9 protein-coding genes are annotated in these 11,248 nt (G+C 77.4%); 3 read left to right on the forward strand and 6 right to left on the reverse strand.

The annotated features are described in order from the left end of the window. Nucleotides 1-1,174 (reverse strand): protein kinase family protein (locus tag GTR02_RS14980; protein WP_240895771.1); only part of this gene is annotated, 1,174 nt, incomplete at its 3' end. A 337-nt stretch (nt 1,175-1,511) separates the two neighbouring features. Here GTR02_RS14980 and murJ point away from each other — a divergent pair. Beyond that, nucleotides 1,512-3,218 (forward strand): murein biosynthesis integral membrane protein MurJ, encoded by a 1,707-nt coding sequence (gene murJ / locus GTR02_RS14985; protein WP_205709343.1) that lies wholly within the window; start codon nt 1,512-1,514, stop codon nt 3,216-3,218. A 15-nt stretch (nt 3,219-3,233) separates the two neighbouring features. Here murJ and GTR02_RS14990 read toward each other — a convergent pair whose 3' ends face one another. Next, nucleotides 3,234-5,450: a DUF6049 family protein gene (locus tag GTR02_RS14990; protein WP_166608299.1), complete on the reverse strand. Its 2,217-nt coding sequence runs from the start codon at nt 5,448-5,450 to the stop codon at nt 3,234-3,236. Between the two features lie 7 nt (nt 5,451-5,457). Continuing rightward, nucleotides 5,458-5,934: an NUDIX hydrolase gene (locus GTR02_RS14995; RefSeq protein WP_166608300.1), complete on the reverse strand. Its 477-nt coding sequence runs from the start codon at nt 5,932-5,934 to the stop codon at nt 5,458-5,460. A 191-nt stretch (nt 5,935-6,125) separates the two neighbouring features. Here GTR02_RS14995 and GTR02_RS15000 point away from each other — a divergent pair, with 191 nt between their 5' ends. Continuing rightward, nucleotides 6,126-7,640 (forward strand): CCA tRNA nucleotidyltransferase, encoded by a 1,515-nt coding sequence (locus GTR02_RS15000; protein WP_420814736.1) that lies wholly within the window; start codon nt 6,126-6,128, stop codon nt 7,638-7,640. A 7-nt stretch (nt 7,641-7,647) separates the two neighbouring features. On the opposite strand, the gene GTR02_RS15005 is transcribed toward GTR02_RS15000, so the two are convergent. Further along, nucleotides 7,648-8,298: a PilZ domain-containing protein gene (locus GTR02_RS15005; RefSeq protein ID WP_166608301.1), complete on the reverse strand. Its 651-nt coding sequence runs from the start codon at nt 8,296-8,298 to the stop codon at nt 7,648-7,650. Nucleotides 8,299-8,558: 260 nt separating this feature from the next. Here GTR02_RS15005 and GTR02_RS15010 point away from each other — a divergent pair, with 260 nt between their 5' ends. After that, nucleotides 8,559-9,158, forward strand: a complete 600-nt coding sequence (locus tag GTR02_RS15010) for a hypothetical protein (protein ID WP_166608302.1) — start codon at nt 8,559-8,561, stop codon at nt 9,156-9,158. Between the two features lie 41 nt (nt 9,159-9,199). Here GTR02_RS15010 and GTR02_RS15015 read toward each other — a convergent pair whose 3' ends face one another. Both GTR02_RS15015 and GTR02_RS15020 read right to left on the reverse strand, forming a co-directional pair. Then, nucleotides 9,200-9,643 (reverse strand): ChaB family protein, encoded by a 444-nt coding sequence (locus GTR02_RS15015; protein ID WP_166608303.1) that lies wholly within the window; start codon nt 9,641-9,643, stop codon nt 9,200-9,202. A gap of 35 nt (nt 9,644-9,678) precedes the next feature. Next, nucleotides 9,679-11,248, reverse strand: a 1,570-nt coding sequence (locus GTR02_RS15020) for an MFS transporter (RefSeq protein ID WP_166608304.1), incomplete at its 5' end; no start/stop codon positions are given.

Below are 11,248 nucleotides of genomic sequence, written 5' to 3' on the forward strand. Positions count from 1 at the left end.
GTGCGGCGGGCGACGACGCCGTGGGCGCCGACGGGGCGGCGGCCGGCGTGGTGGGGGCCGTCCCGGTGAGCTGGTCGGGCACCCCGATGCGGCTCAGCTGCCACAGCGCCAGGACGAGCCCCACGACGACGCAGACCGCGACGACGGCGAGGACGAAGCGCGAGTCCGACTGCGGCGGGCGGCCCGTCGAGGCCGGGGCCGCGAACGGCACGGGCGGTTCCTCGTCGGGCACCACCTCGCGGCTGGCGAGGCGCTGGCGCACCTCGCGCGTCGCGCGCTCGCCGCGCATCTCGCGCAGCACGTCCGCCCACACGGCCATCGACCACGGGGCGAGCTGCAGCGCCAGCTCCGCCGGGTCGCGCGGTCCGTCCTCGTGCGGCCCGAACGTCACGGCGCACAGCGTGTCCAGGTCGTTCGGCACGTCGGGCCGGATGTCCTTGGGCGGGACGGGGCCGTCCCCGCCCGACGGGGCGGTCGGCAGGCCCCGGTGCGCCGCGACGCCCGGCACGGCGGGCCAGCGGCCGGTGAGGCCCGCGTAGACGAGCGCCACGAGCCCCACCGCGTCGGCCCGGTCGGCCAGGGCCGCCGCGCGCGCCGGGGACACCAGCGGCGGGTCCACCTCGAGCGCCGCCTCCAGGCCCACGCCGACCACGCGCACGACGCCGTCCGGGCCCAGCACGACGGAGTCCGGGGTCAGGCGGGTGTGGTGCAGGCCGCGGCGGGCCGCCGTCTCCAGGGCCGTGGCGACCTCGCCGACGAGCGAGCGGACGGCGGGGGCCTGCAGGGGCCCCGAGCGCAGCAGCTCCGTCAGGGTGCGGCCCTCGACGTCCTCCTCGACGACGTAGACCGTGCCCGGTCCGGCCCCGCGCTGCTCGGTGCCCGCGTCCAGGACGCGCGGGACGTGCGGGTCGCTGAGCATCGCGGTGCGCCGGGCGGCGTCGAGGAACTCCTCCGCGCGCGGGTCGGCGGCGTCGAGGGTCCGGACCCGGACCCGGCGGTCCAGGGTCGTGTCGCGCGCGCGGAACTGCCGGGCGTCGGGCGGTGAGCCCCCGTCCGTGCCCCCGTCCGGGCCTCCGCCCGTGCCCCGGGCCGCGCCCAGCTCCGCGTCGAGGGCGTAGCGGTCCGCCACGGTGCTGCGGCCCACGGCGTCCAGAACGTCCCCCTCGTGCTCCACGGCGCACCTGCCGTCCCCGGGGTGCGCTCGGCCTCGACCGCCACCCCCGATCCTAGGTGGAGCGCCCGGGTGCGCCGGGCTGCCGCGCGGACGTCGGGGGCCGCGGGGCCCCGTGGTGGGGCCGGGCCTGTCGTCGGCGGCCTGTGTCGGCGGGCCTCTGCCGGCAGGTGGTGTCGGCGGGTGGCGTTGGCGGGGGCGAGGAGCGCGGCGGTCGACAGCGCCGCCGCCGCGCGCGCTCCCCGTCCCGTACCCGTCTCGTCGGCACGCCGGGGCCGCGCCTTGACCGCGGTCGGGGTGGCGGGCGCGGGAGGGCGCGCGCATCGGCGACCATCGTGGCGTGAGCACCACACCGGACCCCACCACGAGCGGTCCCGTCCCGGCGACCGCCCCCGGGCGCGGCGACGACGGCGGCACGGCCTCGCTGGCCCGCTCCAGCGCGCTCATGGCGTCGGGGACGCTCGTCTCGCGCGTCCTCGGCTTCCTCCGCGTCGCCGTCCTGGGGATCGCCGTCGGGGCCACCGCGTCCGGCGTGGGCGGGCAGGTGTTCGACGTCGCGAACAAGGCGCCGAACAACTTCTACATCCTCATCGCCGGCGGGGTGCTGAACGCCGTCCTCGTCCCCCAGATCGTCAAGGCGTTCCGGCTGCCCGACGCCGGTCAGGAGTTCGTCGACCGGCTCATCACGCTGGCCCTCGTCCTCATGGCCGGCGCGACCGTCCTCATCACGCTGGCGGCCCCGCTCGTGGTCCGGCTCTACGCCGAGGACTGGGACCGCGACTGGTTCGTGCTGGGGACCGCGATGGCCTACTGGTGCCTGCCGCAGGTGTTCTTCTACGGCCTGTACACCGTGCTCGGGCAGGTGCTGAACGCGCGCGGCAGCTTCGGGCCCTACATGTGGGCGCCCGTCGTGAACAACGTCGTCGCCGTCGCGGGCCTGCTGGTCTTCCTCGCGCTGTTCCCGGGCGGCGACGTCCTGGACGCCGACGCGTGGACCCCCGGCATGGTCGCCCTGCTCGCGGGCAGCGCCACGGCAGGCGTCGCGCTGCAGGCCCTCGTCCTCGTCTGGCCGCTGCACCGCGCGGGCTTCCGCTACCGCCCGAGGTTCGGCGTGCGCGGCACCGGCCTCGGCAGCGCGGGGCGGGTCGCGGGGTGGACGTTCGCGGGCGTCGCGCTGGGCCAGCTGGCGTTCGTCCCCACCTCGAAGGTCATGACGTCGGCGGGGTACGCGCTGAACCAGGCCGGCGAGAACGGCGCCTCGGGGAACTCCTACACCTACGCGTTCCTGCTGTTCATGCTGCCGCACTCCCTCGTCGCGGTGTCGCTCGTCACGGCGCTGTTCACGCGGCTGAGCCGCTCGGCCGTCGCCGGGGACGTCCGCGCGGTCCGGCGCGACTTCTCCGCCGGCGCCCGCACGGTCGCCGCCGCGGGGGCGCTGGCCACCGCGGCCTTCGTCGCGCTCGGTCCCTCGATCGGCGACGTCGTCGTGAGCGGAGGGCGGCCCATCGGCTGGGTGCTCGTCGCGATGTCCGTCGGCCTCGTGCCGTTCAGCGTCACCTACCTCGTCCAGCGCGTGTTCTACGCCTACGAGGACGCCCGGACGCCGTTCACCGTGCAGGCCGTCGTCGCCGTCGTGACCACGCTCGGCAACGGCGTCTGCTGGTTCCTGCTGGAGCCCCGCTGGCAGGTCGTCGGCGTCGGCGCCTTCATGAGCCTGGCCAACGTCGTCGGCTGCGTCCTCGGCCTGACGCTGCTGCGCCGCCGCTTCCGCGGGCTGGACGGCGGGGGCCTGGACGGCCACCGGCTGCTGCGGACGCTCGTGCGGCTGCTCGTCGTGGGGGGCCTCGCGGCGCTCGCCGGGACCGGGGTCGTGCGGCTGGGCGACGCGCTGGGCGAGGGCCGGGGGACCTCGGCCGTGGTCGTCGTCGTGGGCGGCCTCGTCGTGCTCGGCGTCTTCGTCCTGCTGTGCCGGCTGATGCGCGTCCGGGAGCTGGAGGAGCTCGTCGCGCCGCTGCTGCGGCGGGTGCCGGGCCTGCGCCGCGGCTGACGGCCGGCGCCGCGGTCAGCGGGGGTCGAGGCCCGGGGCCTCGGGCACGGGCAGGGCCTGCTCGGCCTCGTCCATGCGCCGCCGCGGGCGCCGCACGGCCCGCACGACCCCGACGACGAGGAGCAGCGCGGCCAGCCCGCCCACCGCGCCCGTGATCCAGCCCTCGACGCCCATCCGGACGTTGAGCGTCACGGGGACCGTCTGACCGATCTGCGAGCCGCCGGGGGCGCGCAGGGTCGCGTCGACGACCACGGTGCCGTTGGCCAGGGCCCGCACGGGGACGGCGACCCGCAGCTGGCTGCCGGCGGCGATCGTCTGCTCCGCGACCGTGCCCAGCTGCACGCGCGGCGCGCGGGCCCGCAGGACCACCTGCACGGTGACGGGGACGTCGAGCTCGTTGACCACCGTGACGGGCAGCTCGCTGCGCGTCGCCGCGAGGTTGCGCGTGCTGCCGCCGACGATGCGGACGCCCGCGGCCAGGGCGGCGACGGCGTCCGTCACGCGGTCCCGGGCGCCCGGCAGCTCCTCGGCGTGCCCGCGCCAGCTGACCGACAGCAGGGCCAGCGCGGCCCGCCGCCGGTCCGCGAGCAGGGCGTCCTCCCCCTGCAGCGCGGTGCCGAAGGCGTCCACGTCGGCCACGGTCCCGGCCACCGCGTCGACGTGCGCGACCGGCAGCTGACCGCGGGCCGCGTCCGGCGGCAGCACCGGGCCGCTGCGCGCCACGTCGGGGGCCGGGGTGGCCAGCAGCTCCTCGACGCCCTGCAGCTGCGCGTAGCCGGAGTCCTGCAGCGCCGTCGTGAGCGCCTGCACCGTGGCGGGGTCGGGGTCGACGGAGCGCGGCGCCACGGCCAGCAGGCTGCGCGGGTCGTTCGGCCGCTGCAGGCTCGTGGTCGCGGCCTCGGCGACGAAGCGCTGCACGAGCGCGGCGCCCGCGGCGGGCTCCGAGACGTCCGCGAACACGTCGGACAGCGTCGCGTCGGCCACGAGCGCGGCCAGCCGGGTCGTCCCGACGGTCAGGTCGCGACGGCCGGTCGGGGTGTAGGTGAGGTCGTCGTCGGTGGTGGGGGTGCTCACGTCGTCCACGACGAGGGCGCGGTCGCCCGCGCGGGCCGCGAGACCGACGACGGCCGCGCCCGCGGCCTCGTCGGCGGGCCAGGCCACGCCCTCCAGGACGTCGGCCGGTGCGTCGCCGAGGCCGCTGCGCACGGCGTCGGCGCTGCCCGCGTCGGCCGCCGCGAGCAGCTCGTCGCCGGCCGGGGTGCGGGCGAGGGAGGCGAGGTCGGGGTCGGCGTAGGGCAGGGGGAGGACGTCGCGCCCCGCGGCGCCGCTGCGCAGCGCGGCCAGCCAGGCCGCCGCGGCCGCCTGGTCGCCCGCGGGGGCCCCGGCGGCCGCCGCGTCGGGCGTGGCGGGACCGGTCGCCGGCGCGGCGGGCGACGCGAGCGCCGTCACGGAGGCCAGCAGGGCCGGGTCCAGCGCCCACGAGACGCGGGGGTCGGTCCCCGCGGCCAGCAGGTGCGTGAGGCGGCCGTCGGGGGTGAGCTGCGCCCCGACCTCGGCGGCGCTCAGGTGCCCGTCGACGCCGCCGTCCTCGCCGGCCTCGCCCGTGCGCCCCGCGACCAGCGGCAGCAGCAGGGTGATCCGCGTCGGGGCGGTGCCGGGCGCGGCGGCCGTGACGAAGGTCCGCACGAGCCCCGCGCGCCCGTCGCCGGTCAGGACCTCGACGGCCGAGGCGTGCGCCCCGCCGGTGCCGGGCAGGTCCGCGGCCGGGAGCGTCAGCACCACCTCGGTGGTGGCCCCGGCGGGCAGCTCGCCCCCGCTGCCGGACGGCGTCCCGACGTCGACGCGGGCCGAGCTCACCGTGCTGCTGCCGAGGGACCGGGTCGCGGGGGCCGTCGCCCAGCCCTGCACCGACTGCCGCGTGACGAGCGCGGCGCGCTGCACGACCAGCCGCGCCCGCAGCCCGGTGAGGGCCGCCCGCGTCGTGTTGCGCACGCCCACGCGCACGGTCACGAGCGAGCGCGCCGGGTCGTCGGCGTCGTAGGCGCTCGGGGTGACGCCCAGCAGGGTCACGGCCAGGGGCAGGGCCGCCGCCGACGGCGAGGGCGACGGCGTGCCGGCCGGCGTCGTGCGGGTGGGCGAGGCCGCGGCGGCCCCGGCGGGGGCCAGCGCCACTCCCACCGCGAGCGCGGTCGCGGTCGTCGTGCGGACCAGGACGCCGGGCCGCCGCGTCACCGGCGGCTCACGCGAGTTCGCTGAGGCGGTGCGAGGCGGCCTCGGCCACCCGCCGCTCGTTCGGGAAGGCCAGGCGGGCGTCGAGCTCGGTCAGGGGGATCCACGCGACGTCGACGGCCTCGGCGTCCGGGTCGTTCTCGACCGTCAGGTGCCCGCCCGTGGCCAGCAGCAGGAAGAGGTGGACGACCTTGTGGATGCGCCGGCCCTCCGCGGAGAACCAGTAGTCGATGCTGCCCAGCGGCTCGACGACGCGGCCCCGGATGCCGGTCTCCTCCTCGATCTCGCGGACCGCGGCCTCCTCCAGCGTCTCCGCGCCCTCGAGGTGGCCCTTGGGCAGGCACCACTCGTGGCGCCCGGCCCGGTTGACCCGGCAGATGACCGCCGCGCGGGGCGTCGGGGTCGACGTGTCGACGACCAGCCCACCGGAGGAGGTCTCCTGCACGGTGGGCAGCCGCCGACGCGGGTCCCGGGCAGGCTTGACCATCGGCTCACTGTAGCCAGGACTCCTCCGCGCCTCTGGCACCCTTGAGTCCCGTGCTCCCCCGTCCCTCCGCTCCTCCGCCCGGCGCCTCCGGTGCCGCCTCCGACGCCGGGACCGACGGGCCCGGTGCGGCCGCCCTGGCCGCGGCCCTTGAGGACGCCCGCCGGCGCGCGGTCGAGGCGCTCGGGCCCGTCATGCCCGTCCTCGTCGAGCTCGGTCGCGTCTTCGCCGGCGCGGGTCACGAGCTGGCGCTCGTGGGCGGCCCGGTGCGCGACGCGTTCCTCGGCCGCCGCTCGGCCGACCTCGACTTCACCACCGACGCGCGGCCCGACGCGACGGCGAAGCTGCTGCGCGCCTGGGGCGACGCGTACTGGGAGATCGGCCGCGAGTTCGGGACCATCGGTGCGCGCCGCACGGTCGCGGGGACCGACGTCGTGGTCGAGGTGACGACCTACCGCTCGGAGAGCTACGACGCGGCGTCGCGCAAGCCGGAGGTCTCCTACGGCGACGACCTCGTGGGCGACCTGTCCCGCCGCGACTTCACCGTCAACGCGATGGCGCTGCGGCTGCCGTCGCTGGACTTCGCGGACCCGCACGACGGCCTCGCGGACCTGGCGGCCGGGGTCCTGCGCACGCCCGGCACCCCGGAGCAGTCGTTCTCCGACGACCCCCTGCGGATGATGCGCGCGGCGCGGTTCGCGGCCCAGCTGCGGCTGCGCGTCGCCCCGGAGGTGCTGGCCGCGATGACCGCGATGGCCGAGCGGACCACGATCGTCTCGGCCGAGCGGGTGCGCGCCGAGCTGGAGAAGCTCGTGCTCGCGGTGGACCCCGTCGCGGGGCTGCGGCTGCTCGTGGACACCGGGCTGGCGCAGCACGTGCTGCCCGAGCTGCCCGCGCTGCAGCTCGAGATCGACGAGCACCACCGCCACAAGGACGTCTACGAGCACTCGCTGACCGTCCTGGAGCAGGCCATCGGGCGCGAGGACGGCCCCGGCGGCGACGTGCCCGGGCCGGACCTGGTGCTGCGGCTCGCGGCGCTGCTGCACGACGTCGGCAAGCCGCGGACGCGGCGGTTCGAGGAGGGCGGCGGGGTGAGCTTCCACCACCACGAGGTGGTCGGGGCGAAGCTCGTCGCCAAGCGGATGAAGGCGCTGCGCTTCGACAACGACACGACGAAGGCCGTCGCGAAGCTGACCGAGCTGCACCTGCGCTTCCACGGCTACGGCGACGGCGAGTGGACCGACTCCGCGGTGCGCCGCTACGTCACCGACGCGGGGCCGCTGCTGTCGCGGCTGCACAAGCTGACCCGCAGCGACTGCACGACGCGCAACGTGCGCAAGGCGCGGCGGCTGGAGGCGGCCTACGACGACCTGGAGGTCCGCATCGCGCGGCTTCGCGAGCAGGAGGAGCTCGACTCCGTGCGCCCCGACCTCGACGGCAACGCGATCATGCGGGTGCTCGGGATCGGGCCGTCCCGCGTCGTCGGGCGCGCCTACCAGCACCTGCTGGCGCTGCGGATGGAGCGCGGCCCGCTGCCGGCCGACGTCGCGGAGGCGGAGCTGCGGGCGTGGTGGGCCCAGCAGCCGGAGTCCCAGCAGCCGGAGTCCCAGCAGCCGGAGTCCCAGCAGCCGGAGTCCCAGCCGCCGGAGTCCCAGCCGCCGGACGGTCAGCCGCCGGAGTCCCAGGGGCCGGGGCCGAACCACCCCTGACCCGGGGTCAGTCGGCGCGGTTCTGCCGGGCCAGCTCGATGAGGACGCTGCGCTCGAGGGCGTCGGCGGCGTCGCGGTCCAGCTCGACGAAGCGGACGACGGCCTCGCCCGTGGCGTCGTCGACGCGCAGCACCTCGCCGTGCGCGTGCACCTCGACGCCCCCCTCGAGGTCGAGGGAGAGGTCGACCTCCTCGTGCGCCCGGGGCAGCGAGCCGGCCTCCAGGCGCACGCCCGTGCGCGAGATGTCGACGGTGCGGACCTCGCGGTCGCCGTCGGGGGTGCTGAGGTGCGCGAGCTTCGACGTGGTGGCGCGCACGGCGCCGCGGCGCGTCTCCGCGGCCAGCAGCATGACGCCGGTCAGCGCGAGCTCGTCCTCGCGGTGCGCCTGCGCGACGGCCTGGAACACCGCGTGGGGCACGACGGCACCGTCGGCGTCGGCGTGCGCCTCGGTGCTGACCCAGACCCGCTGGCCGTCGAGGGCCGCGACCGACGCGGGCGTGGCGCTGACGTGGCTCGTCACCACCAGCCCGGCGGCGCTGGCGGTCCACGACCGCACGGTGGCGGTGTGCACGGTCGCCGACGAGGTCGGCATGAGGGTCACCATCGTGTCGATGGCGGGACCCTCCGTCATGAGCAGGCCGCCCTGTGCACCGTTCATCCGTGCCCCCGTCTCGGTCCTCGCGTCGGCGCGGTCATCAGAGTGACCGCTCATGCACGCTACGTTACGACGGGGTGTCGCTCCATCCGAACGTCGCACATCACCCGTTCGGAGACCTCCCCACGTCGTCACTCTCCGCACCGGACGCGGGGTGCGGACCGGCCGCGGTGACGGCACCGGACCGCGCCGGTACCGTCGGGGCCGCCCGCGGGGACCGACCAGGACGCGACCCGCCGACTCCACCGGACCGAGGAGGCGCCGTGCTGCGCGTGCCCACCGCCGTGCTCCGTCCGCGCCGGCCGTCCGCGGCGGCCTCGGCGCCGGGCCCGCTCGTCGACCCCGCGCTGGCGGTCTACCTCAACGAGCACCTGGCGGCCGCGGGGGCGCTCGTCGCGGACCTGCGCCGGGCCGCGCGGTCGGAGGAGCTGCGCGCCGAGCGCGACGCGCTGCTGGGCCTGCGCCGGGAGGTGACCGCCGACCGGGCCGCGCTGCGCGCCGTCATGCGCGACCTCGGGGTGGGCACCGACTGGGCGGTCCTGGGGGTCACGTGGGCGTCGTCGCGGGTGGCCCAGCTGGCGCCGCTGCTGCAGCGGCTGCCCGTCCTGGACCGGGTGCCCGCCACGGCCGCCCCCCGCCGCACCGCCGTGCAGGTGCTGCTCGACCTCGAGGGGCTGGAGGCCGCGCTGCGGCGCCGCGAGGCCGTGTGGCGGGTGCTCGCCGAGCGGGCCCCGGCGCACCCGCGGCTGCGGACCGCGGCCTTCGGGGAGCTGCTGGAGCGCTCCGCCCGGCAGGCCGCGCGGCTGCACGCGGCCCACGGGCGCCTGGCCGCCGCGCTGTTCGCGCCCGGTCCGCCGGACTGAGGACGCAGACCGGACGCGGTCAGGACGCGGTCAGGACGCGGTCAGGACCGGGCGCGGGCCGTCGCGCGGTCGTTGGCCCGGCGCAGGGCGTCCACGAGCTGCGCCTTGGTCATCGACGAGCGTCCCCGGACGCCGGCCTCGCGGGCCAGGTCCAGGAGGTGGCGCTTGGTCGCCTTCTCGTCCACGCCGCCCGAGGAGCGGCGGTCGGTGTCCGCCCCGCCCTCGGACTGCGGGTCGGAGGGTCCCCGGCGGCCGCCCTCCTTGGGCTCCCAGTGGTCGCCGACCTTCTCGTGCGTGTGCTTGACCGCGCCCCACGCCACGCGGTTGGCGCGCTGCTCGTCGCCGTAGGACCCGGCCGCGGCGTCGTGGGCCTTGGCGAAGGTGTCCTGCGCCTTCGCGTCCGAGCGCTGCAGCGTGCTGGGGATCGCGTCCTGGCGGGCGTGCCCGGCCTTCGTGACCTTCGACTCGGGCGACTTCTCGGGCACGGCGTCCTCCCACGGTGAGCGGCTGGGCGCCGACGCTACGCGCGGACGGGCTCCGGCACCTCCCGGGCCGGCGGCCGCGCCGCGGGGCGCAGCTGGCGCCAGACCACGAGCGCCGCGCCGGCCGTGAGGACGACCCCGGCCGCCGCGGTGACGTCGACACCCGCGCTGAACGCCTCCCGCGCGCTCGCGAGGAGCTCCGGCCCACCGCTGCCCGCGGGCAGCCGGCCCGCGAGCTCGACGGCGCCGCCGAGGGTCTCGCGGGCCGCGTCGCCCTCGCCGCCGGCCAGGTTCCACGGCAGCTGCACGTGCAAGCGGTAGACCGCGTTGAGCAGGCTGCCGAGCAGCGTGGTGCCCAGCACGGCCCCCACCTCGTAGGCGGTCTCGGAGATCGCCGAGGCCGCGCCCGAGCGCTCCGGCGGGGCCGTGGAGAGGATCGCGTCGTTGGTCAGGGTCTCGGCGAGACCCGCGCCCGCGGACAGCAGGACGAAGGCGAGCGCCAGCTGGACCGCGTTGCGCCCCGCGTCCCCCGCGCCGAGGAACGCCGCCACGACGTACCCGGCGCTCGCGAGCAGCAGGCCCGTGGCGATGAGCAGGTCCAGCCGCACGCGGCGGGCCAGGCGGGCCGCGAGCAGTCCGGCGACGATCGAGGCGACCGCCCCCGGCAGCAGCAGGAGACCGGCGGGGACGGGGTCCAGGCCGAGGACGAGCTGCAGGTACTGCGACGTCGCGAACAGCATCCCGGTCATCCCGAGGATGCTCATGAGGTTGGCCAGGACCGCCGTGCGGAAGACCGGGATGCGGAACAGCGTCACGTCCAGCATCGGGTCGTCCAGGGTGGTCTGCCGCCGCACGAACACGACGCCCAGCCCCGCCCCGGCGACCAGCGTGGCCACGGCGTGCAGCCCGGGGCCGCCGTCGGCCAGGGCCTTGATGCCGTACACGACGCCGGCCATGGCGAGGATCGACAGGGCCGCGCTCAGCAGGTCGACGCGCCCGGGGGACGGGTCCTTGGACTCCCGCACCAGCAGCGGCGCCAGGACGAGCAGCAGGAGCATGACGGGCACGTTGAGCAGGAAGACCGAGCCCCACCAGAAGTGCTCGAGCAGCCAGCCGCCCACGATCGGGCCGAGCGCCGCGCCGCCCGCGAACCCGCCGGCCCACACCGCGAAGGCCGTGCGGCGCTGCTCGCGGTCGGTGAAGGTGCTGCGCAGCAGCGACAGCGTCGACGGCATGAGCGTCGCGCCGAACACCCCGAGGGCGAACCGCGCGGCGATGAGGGCCTCCGCGGAGTCCGCCGTGGCGGCCAGCAGCGACACGACGCCGAAGCCCGCGCCGCCGACGACGAGGAGCCGGCGCCGGCCGAAGCGGTCGCCCAGCGTCCCCATCAGCACGAGCAGCCCCGCGATGGCGAGGGAGTAGCCGTCGACGATCCACAGCAGCTGCGTCCCGCTCGGGGCGAGGGCCTCCGAGACGAAGGGCAGCGCGAAGCTCAGCACGGTCATGTCCACGGACACGAGGAGCACGGGCAGCACGAGCACCGCGAGCGCGGCCCACTGGCGGGCGGTGGCGCGGGTGGGCGCGCCGGCCGTCGCGGCGGCGCAGGGG

It is taken from the genome of Kineococcus siccus, assembly GCF_009906795.1.
GTDB classification, from domain to species: Bacteria; Actinomycetota; Actinomycetes; order Actinomycetales; family Kineococcaceae; genus Kineococcus; species Kineococcus siccus.

Coding starts and splice junctions, on each gene's coding strand:
- GTR02_RS14995 (WP_166608300.1), bottom strand. CDS start 5,934: ATGGTCAAGCCTGCCCGGGACCCGCGTCGGCGGCTGCCCACCGTGCAG.
- GTR02_RS15005 (WP_166608301.1), bottom strand. CDS start 8,298: ATGAACGGTGCACAGGGCGGCCTGCTCATGACGGAGGGTCCCGCCATC.
- GTR02_RS15000 (WP_420814736.1), top strand. CDS start 6,126: ATGCCCGTCCTCGTCGAGCTCGGTCGCGTCTTCGCCGGCGCGGGTCAC.